Source organism: Rhizobium sp. Leaf341 (assembly GCF_001424325.1).
Classification (GTDB): domain Bacteria; phylum Pseudomonadota; class Alphaproteobacteria; order Rhizobiales; family Rhizobiaceae; genus Ferranicluibacter.
The window spans coordinates 57,284-72,707 of sequence record NZ_LMPE01000010.1 but is presented as its reverse complement, the minus strand read 5'-3'; the positions used below and the strand labels follow the sequence as shown (position 1 = coordinate 72,707).

The window sequence follows — 15,424 nt, the reverse complement described above, 5'->3', positions numbered from 1 at the left end:
GCGGGCGCAGATAGCGTAAACGAGAACAAAACGAGAATACCTTACCGAAAGCGATCCCGTCTGCATGGCCAAGGCCAGAACCAATTTCATTTGCCAGAACTGCGGCACCGTCACATCCCGCTGGGTGGGAAAATGCGAAGGCTGCGGACAGTGGAACACCATTGTCGAGGAAGACCCGCTCGGCGGCATCGGCGGCGGGCCCGGAAAGACGCCGAAGAAGGGGCGGCCGGTCACGCTGACCACCCTCTCGGGCGAGACGGAGGATGCGCCCCGCATCACCACCGGCATCTCCGAGCTCGATCGCGCGACCGGCGGCGGCTTCGTGCGCGGCTCGGCCGTCCTTATCGGCGGCGATCCCGGCATCGGGAAATCCACGGTGCTGATGCAGGCCGCAGCCGCCCTGTCGCGCAACGGCCACCGCGTCATCTACGTCTCGGGCGAAGAGGCCGTGGCCCAGGTGCGCCTGCGGGCGCAGCGGCTCGGCGCCGCCGATACCGACGTGCTGCTGGCTGCGGAGACGAATGTCGAGGACATTCTGGCCACGGTGTCGGAGGGCAAGCGGCCGGATCTCTTCATTGTCGACTCCATCCAGACGCTGTGGAGCGACGTCGTCGATTCCGCGCCGGGCACCGTCACGCAGGTGCGAACCGGCGTGCAGGCGATGATCCGCTTTGCCAAGCAGACCGGCGCAACCGTCGTTCTCGTCGGCCACGTGACCAAGGAAGGCCAGATTGCAGGGCCGCGCGTGGTGGAACACATGGTCGATGCCGTTCTCTACTTCGAGGGTGACCGCGGGCATCACTACCGCATCCTGCGCACCGTCAAGAACCGCTTCGGCCCGACGGACGAGATCGGCGTGTTCGAGATGTCGGACAGGGGCCTGCGGGAAGTGACCAATCCGTCCGAGCTGTTCCTCGGCGAGCGCAATGCGAAATCTCCGGGCGCCGCCGTTTTTGCCGGCATGGAAGGGACGCGCCCGGTGCTGGTGGAGGTCCAGGCGCTGGTGGCGCCGACCTCGCTGGGAACGCCGCGCCGGGCTGTGGTCGGCTGGGATTCGGCGCGCCTGTCGATGATCCTCGCCGTCCTCGAAGCGCATTGCGGCGTGCGCCTCGGGCAGCACGACGTCTATCTCAACGTGGCCGGCGGCTACCGCATCGCGGAGCCTGCGGCCGATCTTGCCGTGGCTTCCGCACTGGTTTCCTCGCTTGCCGGTCTTGCCCTTCCCACCGATTGCGTTTATTTCGGCGAAATCAGCCTGTCCGGGGCCATCCGGCCGGTTGCGCATACGTCCCAGCGCCTGAAGGAATCCGAGAAACTCGGCTTCTCGCAAGCTGTCCTGCCGTCCGCCTCTCCCGACCTGCCCAAAGGCTCCGGGATGGCGTGGAGCGAGATGGAAAGCCTGCCGGATCTGGTCGCGCGCATTGCCGGCTCCAAGGGCGCCCTGCGGCAGACGGACGAGGACGACTGACCCGAAGGCGGACGCCGCCTTTCGGCAACGCGTCTCTCGTCGAGCGATATCGGGGCAAAGCATATCGGGACACGGCCGCCGTTTCGGTATACATGCTCCCACCGGCCTCGCGAGAGACCGGCGACGGCGCCACGAGCGGTGACTGCAGATGCCCCGGTGCGGACCCCGCCTGGCGCTTGTACGGAGTAAGACGACCATGCCCATAACCATTCTCGACGGGATCGTGATCGGTGTCGCGCTGTTCTCGGCCGTCCTGGCCATGGTGCGCGGCTTCTCGCGCGAGGTGCTTTCGGTCGCCAGCTGGCTCGGCGCGGCGGCGGCAGCCTATTTCCTCTATCCCTATCTCAAGCCCTACGCGGCGCAGTACACGACGAGCGATGCCATCGCCACGGCCGGTTCGGCCGGCGTCATCTTCCTTGTCGCCCTGATCATCATTTCCTTTATCACGATGCGGATCGCCGATTTCATCATCGACAGCCGCATCGGCGCGCTCGATCGCACGCTCGGCTTCCTGTTCGGTGCGGCGCGCGGCATCCTGCTCATCGTCGTTGCGATGCTGTTCTTCAACTGGATCGTGAAGCCCGAGCAGCAGCCGACCTGGGTCATCCAGGCGAAATCGAAGCCGCTGCTCGACAATCTCGGAACCAAGCTGGTGGCGCTGCTGCCGGAGGATGTCGGCACGACGGTGGTCAACCGCCTGACCGGCAAGCCGACACCCGAGGGCGAGCTGGACGGCACCACGCCGCCGAGCGAGCCGGTTCCCTCCGACGACGCGCCGGCCCTTCCGCCCGCCGCGCCAACGACCAACAACTGACGCAACAGCGCCAGACCTGCCAGCCCGCTTTGCGGGCTGTTGTCGTTTCATCGATCTTCCGCCGGTATTGCTGGTTGAAGCCGTGATGACGCGCTACGATATGCCAACCGCACCCGCCGAGACAAAGGTGATACCGCGATGACCTTGCCCCATTCTCCCGCATCTTCCGCCACGAGCCCGCGTGCCGTGGAGATCCACGACGAAATGGACGGCGATACGCTGCACGAAGAGTGCGGCGTGTTCGGCATCCTCGGACATGAAGACGCTGCCACGCTCACCGCGCTCGGACTGCACGCGCTCCAGCATCGTGGACAGGAAGCGGCCGGCATCGTCACCTTCGACGGCCGCCAGTTCTATACCGAAAAGCGCATGGGCCTCGTCGGCGATCACTACACGGACCCCGCGACGCTCGCCAAGCTCCCCGGCTTCAGCGGCATCGGCCACACGCGCTATTCGACCACCGGCGAAGTGGCGCTGCGCAACGTGCAGCCGCTCTTTGCCGAACTCGAGGTCGGCGGCATCGCCATCGCACACAACGGCAACCTGACCAATGGGCTCACGCTGCGCCGGCAACTCATTGCGGACGGTGCCATCTGTCAGTCGACGTCGGATACCGAGGTCGTGCTGCACCTCATCGCGCGTTCCAAGCATGCCGGCTCCGGCGAGCGTTTCGTCGATGCGATCCGCCAGGTCGAAGGCGGCTACTCCATGCTCGCCATCACCCGCACCAAGCTGATGGCGGCGCGCGATCCCTACGGCATTCGCCCGCTCGTCATGGGCGAACTCGACGGCAAGCCGATCTTTGCATCGGAGACCTGCGCGCTCGACATCATCGGCGCGAAATTCGTCCGCGATGTCGAGAACGGCGAAGTGGTGATCTGCGAGATCCAGCCCGACGGATCGATCAGCATCGAATCGCGCAAGGCGGAGACACCGATGCCGGAGCGGCTCTGCCTCTTCGAATATGTCTATTTCGCCCGCCCGGACTCCGTCGTCGGCGGTCGCAACGTCTATGTCGCGCGCAAGAACATGGGCATCAACCTTGCCAAGGAAGCGCCGTGCGCGGCCGATGTCGTCGTGCCTGTTCCAGACGGCGGCACCCCGGCGGCGATCGGCTTTGCCCAGGCGAGCGGCATCCCGTTCGAACTCGGCATCATCCGCAACCATTATGTCGGGCGCACCTTCATCGAGCCGACGCAGCAGATCCGCGCGTTCGGCGTGAAGCTGAAGCACTCGGCCAACCGTGCCATGATCGAGGGAAAGCGCGTCGTGCTGATCGACGATTCCATCGTGCGCGGGACGACGTCGCTGAAGATCGTCCAGATGATCCGCGAGGCCGGTGCGCTCGAGGTGCACATCCGCGTCGCCAGCCCGATGATCTACCATCCCGATTTCTACGGCATCGATACGCCGGACGCCGACAAGCTGCTGGCCAACCAGCACGCGGACCTGGCCTCGATGTGCGCCTTCATCGGTGCGGATTCGCTGGAGTTTCTGTCGATCGATGGGCTCTACCGGGCCGTCGGGGGCGAGCCGCGCGATCCGAAGGCGCCGCAGTTCACCGACCACTATTTCACGGGCGACTATCCCACGCGTCTTCTCGACCGCGAAGCGACCAGCAATGTGCGCAAGCTGTCCGTCATGGCGAGTAACGGCTGAAACATGAATGCCATCGATCTGAAGGGGCGCATCGCGCTCGTCACCGGCGCCTCGCGGGGCATTGGATATTTCACCGCACTTGAACTGGCGCGGGCCGGCGCGCAGGTTATCGCCTGCGCCCGCACCGTCGGCGGACTCGAAGAACTGGACGATGCCGTCAAGGCGGCCGGCGGGCTTCCCGTGACGCTGGTGCCGTTCGACCTTGCCGATATGGACGCGATCGACCGGCTGGGCGCCGCAATCCACGAGCGCTGGGGCCGGCTCGATATCCTCGTTGCCAATGCCGGCATTCTCGGCACGATTTCGCCGATCGGCCATTTCGAAGCCAAGGTGTTCGAGAAGGTGATGACGATCAACGTCACCGCGACCTGGCGGCTGATCCGTACGGTGGAGCCGCTGCTGGTGCGCTCGGACGCCAGCCGCGCGCTGATCATTTCCTCGTCGGCGGCGCACAAATGCAAGCCGTTCTGGGGCGCGTACTCCGCGTCCAAGGCGGCCGTCGAGGCGCTGGCGCGGACATGGGCCGGGGAAACCCAGCGTTTGCCATTGCGGATCCTCTCGGTGGATCCCGGCGGCACCCGCACCGCCATGCGGGCGCTGGCCATGCCGGGCGAGGATCCGGAAACCGTGCCGCATCCCTCGGAGGTCGCGCGAACCCTGCTGACGCTCGTCGGACCGGGCCAGACGCAGACCGGAAAGTTGTTCCAGGTTCGCGAGAACCGGCTCGTCGATTATCGTCTGCCGGATTAGCCTCTACAGCCCGATCACCAGTCGGACACCGATCGCGACCATCACCACGCCGATGATCGCCTCCAGGACACGCCAGGCGGCCGGTTTCTCGAAGAGCGGCCGCAGCCATCGGGCGCCATAGCCGAGCGAGAAGAAGAACAGGACCGAGGCGCACATCGCGCCTGCGGCAAAGGCCGCCTGGGCGCCCGGAAACCGGGTGGAGATGGTGCCGAGCAGCACGACGGTGTCGAGATAGACGTGCGGATTGAGCCAGGTCAGCGCGAGGCAGGTCGCCAGCGTGACGCCAAGGCCGCGACCTGTCTGTCCCGATATGTCGAGTGCGCTCGAAGCCCGGAGGGCCGACCACAGGCTCCGTGCACCGTAGACGAACAGGAACGCCGCGCCGCCATAGCGCATGATCGGATCGATCCCGGGAAGGATCTGCGCGATCTGCCGGAAACTCGTTACCCCCAAAGCGATCAGCGCCGCATCGGACACGGCGCAGGCGAGACAGACGGCAAAGACATGCTCGTTGCGCAGGCCCTGCCGCAGAACGAAGGCATTTTGCGCGCCGATGGCGACGATCAGCGTCAGCCCCATGGCAAGGCCGGTCGTGAACGCCGTGGAGGCCGTCTCATCGAGAAAAGCGAGCATTCCTATCTCCCTGTTGCGGATATCTCGATAGCGCCTTCGTCGGATTTAGCCTACTTAATGATGCTTACCCTGATGAAGGAGCGCTAACGTGCTGGATTATGCCTCTCTGCGCGCTGTTGCCGCCGTGGTTCAAACGGGCAGCTTCGAAAAGGCGGCGCGACGGCTGAATGTTACGCCGTCCGCCGTGTCGCAGCGCGTCAAGGCGCTGGAGGAACGCCTCGGCACAGCCCTCGTCGTCCGGAGCACGCCCTGCACGGCGACGGAGAAGGGCGCGTGGCTCTGCCGGCATATGGAGACGGTGGGCATGCTGGAGAGCGAGTTGCTGACGCACCTGCCGGCGCTGGTCGACCCGCTTTCGCCGGACGATCGCGTAACCCTCCCGATCGCGACCAATGCCGACAGCCTCGCCACATGGTTCCTCGGGGCGATCTCGACCTTTTCCAAAGGGTCGCGCCATCTTCTCAACATCGCGGTGGATGACCAGGATCATACGGCCGAGTGGCTTCAACAGGGGCGCGTCATTGCTGCCGTGACATCGCTGGAAAAACCCGTTTCCGGCTGCCGCAGAACGCCGCTCGGCGCCTTGCGCTACCGGGCCACGGCCAGTCCCGACTTTGTGGAACGATATCTTGCCGACGGCATGACGCTCGCTGCCTTTTCACAGGCGCCGTCGCTGACGTTCAACCAGAAGGACCGGCTTCAAAGCCGATGGCTCCGGGACACGCTCGGCGCGGAGCCTGCGTGTCCGACCCATTGGCTGCCGTCGACGCAGAGCTTCGTCGAGGCGAGCCTGGCCGGAATGGGGTGGGGCATGAACCCGGAAATGCTGGTGGAGGCGCATCTGGCGAACGGACGGCTGGTCGAGCTGGTGCCCGATACGCCGCTGGACGTGCCCCTCTTCTGGCAGATCAACCGGCTCGCAGCCGACCAGCTGACAGCCCTGACGCGGGCCGTCGTCGACGTGGCGCACAAGGCGCTCCGGCTGCCTGCCTGAGCACGCCAACGACATCATCCACAGACGGCGATCGAGCGCGTGACCGGGATCGAGTGTCCGCGATCTAGTGTCCAGGCAGGCCGTCGTCGCGCATGCCTTCCGGATGCTCCGGCCATTTGCTGCCGTACTTCTTCTTCCAGGCGCGGGCGCCGAAGGGCAGCGACGCGAGGTAGACGATGGCGGTGATCACCATGGTTTCCCATGTGAAGCTCATCAGGGTCGCGACATAGATGACGACGGCCAGGATGACCGGGAGGACGAGATCGCGGCGGACGCGATTCTCAGACTTGCCGGACCAGACCGGCAGGCGGCTGACGAGCAGAAAGGCGATGAGCAGCGTATAGGCCGAAAAGATCAGGCCCATGGTGCGGCTCGGCTCGACGCCGAGCAGGCCAAGATAGACCGGAAGGAGAACGAGCATCGCCCCGGCCGGCGCAGGCACGCCGACAAAATACTCCGACTGCCACTTCGCCTTGATGTCACGCTCCGCCATGACATTGAAGCGCGCCAGTCGGAGGCCCGCGGCGATGACATAGATGAGGGCGGCGATCCAGCCGATCGACTTGGCTTCATCCAGCACGAACGCGAAGAGAACCAGCGCCGGTGCGACGCCGAAATTGACGATATCGGCAAGCGAATCCATCTGGACGCCGAATTTCGACGTCGCCTTGAGCAGGCGGGCAATGCGGCCGTCGACCCCGTCCAGAAACGCGGCCACGAGAACCATGGCGACGGCCAGTTCGAACCGTCCCTCGAAGGCGAGCCGCACGCCCGTCAAGCCGGCGCAGATCGCAAGCACCGTGATCAGGTTGGGAACGAGGAGCCGGAGGGGGATCTCCCGCAGCCGCGGACCCCGCGCCTCGTCGTCATGGGGCCCATTCGGTTCGTACGGGGGAAACGGCGTCGTATCCATGGCGCTTGGTCCTTGGGGCACAGGCGGGACGGTGCGTCCCTGCGGGGGTCTCTAGATCTCGATATAGCGCTGCGCCGGACAGGTTCCAGCGCAGCCGCTCCGCGTTGCAATCACCTCGGCCCGGTCACGACCATGCCGGTACTGGCATCTGGTGACGGGCGCATCAATCGCGGCGGCCGAGGGTCGGGCCCTTCTCGGAGCCGAACTCCGCCAGCACCGTCTCGCCGGCGATCGCAAGCTGCCCAAGGCTGACGCGCGGTTCGGCGCCTGCCGGCAGAAACACGTCGAGGCGCGAACCGAAGCGGATCAGGCCAAAACGCTGGCCGGCCTGCAGCTGCTCGCCCTGCGACGCCCAGCAGATGATGCGGCGGGCCACCAGCCCCGCGATCTGCACGGTGCCGATCGCGCCATGGGCCGTCTCGATGACCAGACCATTGCGCTCGTTCTCGCTGCTGGCCTTGTCGAGTTCGGCATTGACGAACTGTCCGGCGCGGTAGGCGATGCGGGTAATGGTGCCGCGCATGGGCGCGCGGTTCACATGGCAATTGAAGACGTTCATGAAGACGGAGATGCGCAGCATCGGCTCGAAGCCGAGGCCGAGCTCTTCCGGCGGCACGATGTAGGCGACCGACGAGACGCGACCGTCGGCAGGGCTGATGACGAGATCGTCATCGACCGGCGTCACGCGTTCGGGGTCGCGGAAGAAATAGGCGCACCAGGCCGTGAGGAGAAAGCCGATCCAGAGCAGCGGCTCCCACAGGAAACCGAGAAGGAGTGAGACGACGAAGAACCCGGCAATGAACGGGTAGCCGGCTTTATTGATCGGCACCAGCGTGTTGCGAACGGACGTGATCAGGCTCATGAGGGCAGCGTCTCCATTAAACTCCGACCCTGCACCTATAGGGAATCGTCCCGGGCGGCAACAAGGGCGGCTTGCAGGAGGATATGGGATGCGGCGCGCAAAACGCGAGGGCCAAGCGGCCCAAAACGCACGCCGCCGGGCAAACAGCCGTTGCTGCCATTGACCTCGCATGAGCGATATTTATAACAGGTTGTTCTTAAATGTAAGAGGACGGGCATGCTGGCATGTTGCATTGACCGGAACTATGCCGAGCTTGCGGCTGTCATGCTGCGGTCTGCGCATCTCAATGGCAATATTCCCGATGTGGAATTCTGTATTCTGGGCGACGGCCTCAGGACGCGGGACAAGGACTGGATTCAGCAGTCCGTCGGGCGCCCCATCACCTTCATCGACATCGATGAAGCGATGCTGCGCGACATTCGATACCTGAGGACGACGAACGCCTGGAGCCGCGCGACGTATGCGAGACTGCTCCTGCCGGACTATGTCGGCGAGCGGCATTCGCGCATCGTCTATCTCGACGCCGACACGCTGGTGCTGGGGGATATGTCGCATCTTTTCACGGTGCCGCTCGGCGATCATCTCATTGCCGGAGTGCAGGCACGAGGCCAAACCTCTCTTCGGGACATGAACAGACGCCTCGGGCGGAGCGATGAAGAGTTCTACTTCAATGCAGGCGTTCTGGTCATCGACGCCGTGGCCTGGAGAAACGAGAAGGCGAGCGACAGGTGCTTTGCGCTTTTGCACTCGGGGCAGTTTTCGTTTCTTGATCAGGACGTCCTCAACCTGCTCGTCAGCGGGCGCGCCTTGCAGCTTGGCTGGCAGTGGAACGCGCAAATGGAGGACGACTATGGCGACGCGGTGATCGTGCACTTCATCCATGCCAAGCCGAACTCCGAAGAATGCCGCCATCCGCAGCAACGTGCATACCTTGCGTTGCGTGCGGATACGGCCTGGGCGAACGCGCCTTTGCGCTCGAAACGCCAGCGACACTGGAAGCGCATCGGCCATTCGATCCGGAAAAGGTGGCTAGCTGTCCGACGCCGCTTCGAAGCGGCCCGGTCCCTGCCCTGAGCGACGCCCGGGCGGGGGTATGTCCCCAACCGGACGCCCCGCCGGTCAGCCCGCCTCACACGGCCGGCGGGCGACGCGTGACGATGCCGAGATCGTCTTCCTCCTGGACCTTCTTCAACTGCTCGGCCGCCTGGGTCGCCTCGCGTTGGCGGCTCCACATCGAGGCGTAGAGGCCTTCGCGGTCGATGAGTTCGCCATGCGTGCCGCGTTCGGCGATGACGCCGTCCTTCAGCACGATGATCTCGTCGGCCTGGATCACGGTCGAGAGGCGGTGGGCGATGACAAGGGTCGTGCGGTTGCGCGAGACGATATCGAGGGCGGCCTGAATCTCCTGCTCCGTCCGCGTGTCGAGCGCCGAGGTCGCCTCGTCGAGGATCAGGATCGGCGGGCTTTTGAGAACCGTCCGCGCGATGGCGACACGCTGCTTCTCGCCGCCCGACAGCTTCAATCCACGTTCCCCGACCATGGCATTGTAGCCTTCCGGCAGCGTCTTGATGAAGGTGCCGATCTGGGCGATCTCGGCGGCCGCCTCGACCTCGTCGTGAGAGGCGGAGATGCGGCCGTAGCGGATGTTGTAGGCGATCGTGTCGTTGAAGAGCACCGTATCCTGCGGAACCATGCCGATCGCGGCGCGCAGGCTCTTCTGGGTCAGGCTTCGAACGTCCTGACCGTCGATGGTGATCGCGCCTTGCTGGACGTCATAGAACCTGTAGAGCAAGCGTGACAGCGTCGACTTGCCGGCACCCGACGGGCCGACCACGGCGACGGTCTTGCCGGCAGGGACCTCGAAACTGATGCCTTTGAGAATGGGCCGCGCCGCGTCATAGGCGAAATGCACGTCCTTGAAGACAATGGCGCCCTTGTCGATCGCCAGGGCCTTGGCGTCGGGCGCATCGACCACCTCTGCCTGCACCTGGAGCAGATCGAACATCTGTTCGATATCCGTGAGACCCTGACGGATTTCGCGGTAGACGAAGCCGATGAAATTGAGCGGAATCGAGAGCTGCATCAGCATGGCGTTGATGAAGACGAAATCGCCGATCGTCTGCTCGCCGCGCTGCACGGCGAGCGCCGACATCACCATCATGATCGCCGTGCCGAGACCGAAGATCAGGGCCTGACCGAAGTTCAGCCAGCCGAGCGAGGTCCAGACCTGGGTTGCCGCCTTCTCGTACCGCGCCATCGACTGATCGAAGCGCGTCGCCTCCATCTGCTCATTGCCGAAATACTTGACGGTCTCGAAGTTCAGCAGCGAATCGATCGCCTTGGTGTTGGCGTCGGTGTCGCTGTCGTTCATCGAGCGCCGGATGGAGATCCGCCAGTCGCTGGCCTTCACCGTGAACCAGATATAGACCGCGACCGTGACGGCGGTGACCAGCAGGTACGAGAAACCGTAGCCCCACCAGAAGATCGCCGCGGTCAAGAGGAATTCGATCAGCGTCGGCACCGTGTTGAGAATGGTGAAACGGACGATCGTCTCGATGCCCTTGGTGCCGCGCTCGATGATGCGCGACAGTCCGCCGGTGCGGCGTTCCAGGTGGAAGCGCAGCGACAGCTGATGCATGTGAACGAAGGTCCGGTAGGCCAGCTGGCGGACCGCATGCTGGCCGACGCTCGCAAACAGCGCGTCGCGCAGCTGGTTGAGCCCCGCCTGCAGCAGGCGGGCCAGATTGTAGGCCACGACCAGCATCAGCGCGCCGGTCATGGCGGCGGGGAGAATGCCGGTCATGTCGGCGCGGCCGTTCAGCGCATCCGTCGCCCATTTGAAGAAATAGGGCACGAGCAGCAGCACGATCTTGGCAACGAGCAGGATGACCGTCGCCCAGACCACGCGCATCTTGAGGTCGGCACGATCGCTCGGCCACATATAGGGCCAGAGGTTGAGGATGGTCTGCAGCGGATTGCCGGCATCCGCCGACACGGTCTTCTTCTGGTCCGTCATGATGTCTTCGCGTTTCCAGCCGGCAGGGACATGCGGCCGACAGAGGGAGCGCCGGTCGAACATGCAAACGGCGCCCCCTGCGGAAGGCGCCGTTCGCGTTGCTATCACATAGGCTCCCTCGCCCGCCGCGGCAATGGCCTGCAGCCCGACAGCTGCGCCCTGCCGCCGTGCGGCGCGACCTTACGGCGTGTGCTGCATGTGTCGGCGGTGGATTTCCTGCGACTCCGCGTCCGGCAGCGCCTTGTCCGGCACGCCGAAGACCTGGCCCGGCAGGATGCGGTCGGGATCGAGGATCTGGTCCTCATTGGCGACATAGATCGTGGTGTAGCGGACCCCTGCCCCGTAGACGCGGCGCGAGATCTGCCACAGCGTATCGCCGCGGCGGATGATGACCGAGCTCTTGCTCTGCTGCAGAGGCGCCTGCTGCACCGTCTGCGGTTCCCCACCGGCCGTCTGCGAAGACTGCGTCGCGGCAGAGCCGGCGACAGGCTGATCCGGCGCGACCGGGGCGATCCCGGTGGTCTCGTTCGCCTGGGTCTTCTGTGCAGCCGCGCTGTCCAGCTGAGCGTTTGCTGCCCGATCGTTTGTCACCTGATCGACGGGTGCAGGCGCCGTCACCCTGGCCGAACCGTTTGCGGCCAGAGCGGGCGCCGTTTCCAGCACGCGGGCCATCGCGATGTCGAGGCGACCCAGTACGGCACCGACGGCGGCGGCATCGCGGGGCACGGGCTTCAGGATTGCCAGCGCCTCGGCGGCCGCCTTGGTGGTGGTGGTGACGCGATCGGCAACGCTTGTCTGCATGCCGGCGACCGGCTTGACGCCGGCAAGCGACGTCAGGGCGATTTCCGTGGCGGAGCGGGCTGCGGCCAGCTGGTCGAGACCCGGCAGCTTGCCGTCGGCAAAGAGAGCCTTCAGCAAGGCGAAGGCCTTGGCCGCCTCCATGCGCGAGGCGTCGAAGATGGCGCCATCGAAAGCCGGATCGGCGCCGCTGGCGGGTGTCTGCGCGACAGCCGCGATTTGATCGCCTTCCGGACGTTCGAACGGCACGGCGGCGCGCAACTGAACCTTTCCATCCGCACCGATCATGTCGACCCGGATCACGTGCTGGCCGACGGACAAGGCGAGCTCGCCATCGATGACGAAGCGGCCCTGCGCGTCCGCCTTGCCCTGGCCGACCAGCTGGTCGTCCGCATAGATGCGCACGGTCGCGTTCGGCCGCGCGGTGCCGGCGACAAAGAGCTTGCGGCCCTCGATCTCGACCGCGGACACGGCGACCGGCGACGTCGGCGCTGCCTCGGACGTGGCTGGCTGTGGACCGTTGGCCCCAGAAGCGGCGCTTGGGACTACCCCGGGGGCAGACGCGGCAGGCGCCTGCACTGCGGCCTGGTCGCTTGCAGACGGCGCAGCCGAGGACGGAGAGGTCGCCGCGGGCGTCCCGGCTGCGGCAGGCGCGGTCAGGATGCGGCTGGCCTCTCCCGGCTTCGTGACCATGGCGAGGAGCTGCCCGTTGTCGACCTTGGGAATGGAAACCGTGGCAACTTCCTCCGAGGCGGTGACGGTGCCGGCGGGCGTCGTGCTGCGCAATGTCAGCTGATAATCACCGGGCGCGAGCGGCTTGTCGAACACCGCCGCGAAATCGCCGGATCCCCCGACATCCGCCGTGCCGACGACGACGTTGCCATTGACGATCTCCAGCTTGCTGTTCGGCGCAGCGCGGCCGGCAATGACGGTCGAGCCGTCCGGCTCCACGCGCAACACGTCGAAGCTCGGTGCCGGGGCGCCGTCAGCAGCAACGGTCGAGCCTGCGGCAGGGGCGGTGGTGGCAGACGGCGCAGTCCCGCCTGGCGCCGCCGGCGTCAGCGACGTGTTCGGCTGACCGCCTGCCTGAGCTGGGCCTGCCTGAGTTGCGTCTGCCTGACCCGGAGTGACCTGATCGGCGGTGCCCGTGCCCGCCTGTTCCGACGTGGGCTGGCCTGCCGGTGTCTGATTTGCCGGTGTCTGACCTGCCGGTGTCTGATCTGTTGGTCTCTGGCCGGCCGGTGTCTGGTCTGCCGATGCCGCGCCTGCGTTCGGCTGAGATTGAACAACCGCGTCTGCCGGATTTGCAGCATTGCCGGCGCCGGGTCGATTGCCCTTCGCTTCGACCGTCGTGGTATCGCCGCTGCCTGAAAGCGCGCCGGGCGTTCCGGGGGCTCCGTCTGCCGGCGCCGGGCTTCCTGCGCCCGCACTCTTGGCATCCGTCGACGGTGCCTTGTCACCGACATTGGGCAAGACGACGAAGATCATCAAAAGCGTGGCGACTGCCAGCACGACGAGCGCGACCAGACCTGCCGTATTCTTCCTCATGCAACTCTCCACCACGGGCGTTTCGACCGACCGTGTTCAACGAAAACGCTTGCCGTGCTCATCGGCCTTGATGACCGGCCGGACCGTCGCGCGCGCATGGGACGTCGCCCAGCGCGCATCTCTTGAAATTGCTAGCGATATCCAGCCCACTCCACAAGCAGGGATGCATGTTCTGGCGCCTTTGCAAGCGCCTTTTTACATGTTTAGCCTGGTGCATGCCTTGACGCGCCGGCAGACCGGATGTCTGCTTCGGGTATGAGCGATCAACCTGTTCCGATTCGATCCATCTGCGTCTACTGCGGGTCCCAGCCGGGGCGCGAGCCCGACTTCATGGATGCGGGCCGCAGGCTCGGCCAATCCATCGCCGAACACCACCTGCATCTCGTCTATGGCGGCGGCACCAAGGGCATCATGGGGGCCGTGGCGAGCGGCGTGCTGGCCAAGGGCGGCCGCGTGACGGGAATCATACCGCAGTTCCTCATGGACATGGAAGCGACCCGGCATTCCCTCGGTCAATTGAGCGAACTCGTCGTCACCGCCGACATGCACGAGCGCAAGCACAAGATGTTCGAGCGGGCGGATGCCTTCGTGACGCTGCCGGGCGGCATCGGCACGCTCGAAGAGATCGTCGAGATCATGACCTGGGCGCAGCTCGGGCGGCACCGAAAGCCGATCGTGCTCGTCAACATCAATGGCTTCTGGAACCCGCTGATGAAGCTGATCCACCACATGGCCGACAGCGGGTTCATCCACACGGCGCATCTCGTGCAGCCCCTCGTCATCGACGATCCGGACGAGGTGGTCCCGGCGCTCAAGGCTCATTGGGCCGGTACGGTCGACCGTGGCGGCGAGAGCGACATTATCGACAGGATGTAGGCGAAAGCCCATTTCCCGGCGTGGCGGGGTGCGGTTCTCTCCGCACCGAACCTCTCCGGATGGGCACATTCTCCGTCCATCCGGCATTGCCTCGTTCCATCAGGCATTGCCACCTTGCATCAGGCACTGCGCAGCGCGGCCGCCTGACGGGCCTTGCGGCTCTCCACCAGCATGGACCCGGTATAGATCACCAGCGCCATCCAGATGAGCCCGAAGGCCATCAGCTTCACCATGCCGAAGGGTTCGTGGAACAGGAAGACCGCAATGAGAAAGACGATGCTCGGCGCGATATACTGCATGATGCCGATGGTGGAGAGGCGCAGCAGCTTGGCGCCGTTGGCATAGAACAGCAGCGGCACGGCGGTCACGACGCCGGACGAGACGAGCCAGGCCACGTCGGTCATGCCGGTATCGGTGAAATGCCCCTGCCCCGACCCTTCGAGATACAGGATGTAGGCGAGCGACGGGACCGAGAGCAGCATCACCTCCAGAAAGAAGCCCTGGTTCGGCCCGACCGGCAGCGTCTTGCGGAAGAAGGCATAGAAACCCCAGGACACGCAGAGGCCGAGCGACACCCAGGGCAGCCCGCCGGCGTCGAAAGCGATGATGGCAACGGCAGCGACGGCAAAACCGATCGCGACCAACTGTGCCCGGTTCAGCTTTTCCTTCAGCAGGACCGCGCCGAGAAAGATCGAGAACAGCGGATTGATGTAATAGCCGAGCGCCGCCTCGAGCGTCCGACCCGCACCGATCGCCCAGACATAGATGCCCCAGTTGAACGTCACCAGGATCGCCGTGAGCGAGGCCATCAGGAGCATGCGCGGCGAGCGCAGAGCCAGCTTCAGATCTGCCGTGCGACCGAGCCACAGGATGAAGCCGCCGACGAGCGGGACCGACCAGACGATGCGATGGGCCACGACCTCTGCTGCCGGAATGTGCCCGATGCCCTTCATGAAAAGCGGCAGGACGCCCCAGAAGAGATAGGCGATGGTGGCCAGCAGGAAGCCGCGGGGGCTGTCGCCATTGCCGGGAACAGAGGCTGTCGCCATCGGCTTGGATGTCACGTCGGCCATGTCGAGGCCCTCCTCCGGCC

Annotated in this window: 13 protein-coding genes; 7 read left to right on the top strand and 6 right to left on the bottom strand. The window is 65.2% G+C overall.

Annotated features, from left to right (window positions below; all coding sequences use genetic code 11):
* The first annotated feature begins 64 nt into the window (after positions 1–64).
* The 4 genes from radA to ASG03_RS10125 all read left to right on the top strand — a co-directional run bounded on the left by radA (position 65) and on the right by ASG03_RS10125 (position 4,691).
* Positions 65–1,468, top strand: coding sequence for a DNA repair protein RadA (gene radA, locus ASG03_RS10140; protein ID WP_062693498.1), 1,404 nt, complete (start codon positions 65–67; stop codon positions 1,466–1,468).
* A 196-nt stretch (positions 1,469–1,664) separates the two neighbouring features.
* Positions 1,665–2,282: a CvpA family protein gene (locus ASG03_RS10135; protein ID WP_062468889.1), complete on the top strand. Its 618-nt coding sequence runs from the start codon at positions 1,665–1,667 to the stop codon at positions 2,280–2,282.
* 138 nt (positions 2,283–2,420) lie between these two features.
* Positions 2,421–3,941: an amidophosphoribosyltransferase gene (gene purF, locus ASG03_RS10130; protein WP_062468892.1), complete on the top strand. Its 1,521-nt coding sequence runs from the start codon at positions 2,421–2,423 to the stop codon at positions 3,939–3,941.
* 3 nt (positions 3,942–3,944) lie between these two features.
* A complete protein-coding gene (locus ASG03_RS10125) occupies positions 3,945–4,691 on the top strand; it encodes an SDR family NAD(P)-dependent oxidoreductase (RefSeq protein ID WP_062693497.1) in 747 nt (248 codons plus the stop codon).
* A 3-nt stretch (positions 4,692–4,694) separates the two neighbouring features.
* Here the strand turns inward: ASG03_RS10125 and ASG03_RS10120 are convergent, their stop codons facing one another.
* The gene (locus tag ASG03_RS10120; RefSeq protein ID WP_062693496.1) at positions 4,695–5,324 is read right to left on the bottom strand and encodes a LysE/ArgO family amino acid transporter; all 630 of its coding nucleotides are present in this window, start codon (positions 5,322–5,324) and stop codon (positions 4,695–4,697) included.
* Between the two features lie 88 nt (positions 5,325–5,412).
* Between ASG03_RS10120 and ASG03_RS10115 the strand changes: the two genes are divergently transcribed.
* Positions 5,413–6,318: a LysR family transcriptional regulator ArgP gene (locus tag ASG03_RS10115; protein WP_062693495.1), complete on the top strand. Its 906-nt coding sequence runs from the start codon at positions 5,413–5,415 to the stop codon at positions 6,316–6,318.
* Between the two features lie 64 nt (positions 6,319–6,382).
* On the opposite strand, the gene pssA is transcribed toward ASG03_RS10115, so the two are convergent.
* Both pssA and ASG03_RS10105 read right to left on the bottom strand, forming a co-directional pair.
* A complete protein-coding gene (gene pssA, locus ASG03_RS10110) occupies positions 6,383–7,231 on the bottom strand; it encodes a CDP-diacylglycerol--serine O-phosphatidyltransferase (RefSeq protein WP_062693494.1) in 849 nt (282 codons plus the stop codon).
* A gap of 163 nt (positions 7,232–7,394) precedes the next feature.
* Positions 7,395–8,093, bottom strand: a complete 699-nt coding sequence (locus tag ASG03_RS10105; RefSeq protein ID WP_062693493.1) for a phosphatidylserine decarboxylase — start codon at positions 8,091–8,093, stop codon at positions 7,395–7,397.
* 216 nt (positions 8,094–8,309) lie between these two features.
* Between ASG03_RS10105 and ASG03_RS10100 the strand changes: the two genes are divergently transcribed.
* A complete protein-coding gene (locus ASG03_RS10100; protein ID WP_062693492.1) occupies positions 8,310–9,167 on the top strand; it encodes a glycosyltransferase family 8 protein in 858 nt (285 codons plus the stop codon).
* Between the two features lie 55 nt (positions 9,168–9,222).
* Here the strand turns inward: ASG03_RS10100 and ASG03_RS10095 are convergent, their stop codons facing one another.
* Together ASG03_RS10095 and ASG03_RS21975 are read right to left on the bottom strand one after the other, a co-directional pair.
* On the bottom strand, positions 9,223–11,109 hold the full coding sequence (locus tag ASG03_RS10095) for an ABCB family ABC transporter ATP-binding protein/permease (protein WP_062471965.1): 1,887 nt from the start codon (positions 11,107–11,109) through the stop codon (positions 9,223–9,225).
* A 180-nt stretch (positions 11,110–11,289) separates the two neighbouring features.
* Entirely contained in the window at positions 11,290–13,455 is a 2,166-nt protein-coding gene (locus ASG03_RS21975) for a LysM peptidoglycan-binding domain-containing protein (RefSeq protein WP_062693491.1), read from the bottom strand.
* Positions 13,456–13,710: 255 nt separating this feature from the next.
* Between ASG03_RS21975 and ASG03_RS10085 the strand changes: the two genes are divergently transcribed.
* Positions 13,711–14,331 (top strand): TIGR00730 family Rossman fold protein, encoded by a 621-nt coding sequence (locus tag ASG03_RS10085; RefSeq protein ID WP_062693490.1) that lies wholly within the window; start codon positions 13,711–13,713, stop codon positions 14,329–14,331.
* A 119-nt stretch (positions 14,332–14,450) separates the two neighbouring features.
* Here the strand turns inward: ASG03_RS10085 and rarD are convergent, their stop codons facing one another.
* Entirely contained in the window at positions 14,451–15,404 is a 954-nt protein-coding gene (gene rarD, locus ASG03_RS10080; protein ID WP_443216598.1) for an EamA family transporter RarD, read from the bottom strand.
* Between the last annotated feature and the right edge of the window lie 20 nt (positions 15,405–15,424).

Excerpts from the sequence above, each read along its gene's own strand:
- radA (WP_062693498.1), top strand. The coding sequence starts at position 65 with ATGGCCAAGGCCAGAACCAATTTCATTTGCCAGAACTGCGGCACCGTC.
- ASG03_RS10135 (WP_062468889.1), top strand. The coding sequence starts at position 1,665 with ATGCCCATAACCATTCTCGACGGGATCGTGATCGGTGTCGCGCTGTTC.
- purF (WP_062468892.1), top strand. The coding sequence starts at position 2,421 with ATGACCTTGCCCCATTCTCCCGCATCTTCCGCCACGAGCCCGCGTGCC.
- ASG03_RS10125 (WP_062693497.1), top strand. The coding sequence starts at position 3,945 with ATGAATGCCATCGATCTGAAGGGGCGCATCGCGCTCGTCACCGGCGCC.
- ASG03_RS10120 (WP_062693496.1), bottom strand. The coding sequence starts at position 5,324 with ATGCTCGCTTTTCTCGATGAGACGGCCTCCACGGCGTTCACGACCGGC.
- pssA (WP_062693494.1), bottom strand. The coding sequence starts at position 7,231 with ATGGATACGACGCCGTTTCCCCCGTACGAACCGAATGGGCCCCATGAC.
- ASG03_RS10105 (WP_062693493.1), bottom strand. The coding sequence starts at position 8,093 with ATGAGCCTGATCACGTCCGTTCGCAACACGCTGGTGCCGATCAATAAA.
- ASG03_RS10100 (WP_062693492.1), top strand. The coding sequence starts at position 8,310 with ATGCTGGCATGTTGCATTGACCGGAACTATGCCGAGCTTGCGGCTGTC.
- ASG03_RS10095 (WP_062471965.1), bottom strand. The coding sequence starts at position 11,109 with ATGACGGACCAGAAGAAGACCGTGTCGGCGGATGCCGGCAATCCGCTG.
- ASG03_RS21975 (WP_062693491.1), bottom strand. The coding sequence starts at position 13,455 with ATGAGGAAGAATACGGCAGGTCTGGTCGCGCTCGTCGTGCTGGCAGTC.
- ASG03_RS10085 (WP_062693490.1), top strand. The coding sequence starts at position 13,711 with ATGAGCGATCAACCTGTTCCGATTCGATCCATCTGCGTCTACTGCGGG.
- rarD (WP_443216598.1), bottom strand. The coding sequence starts at position 15,404 with ATGGCCGACGTGACATCCAAGCCGATGGCGACAGCCTCTGTTCCCGGC.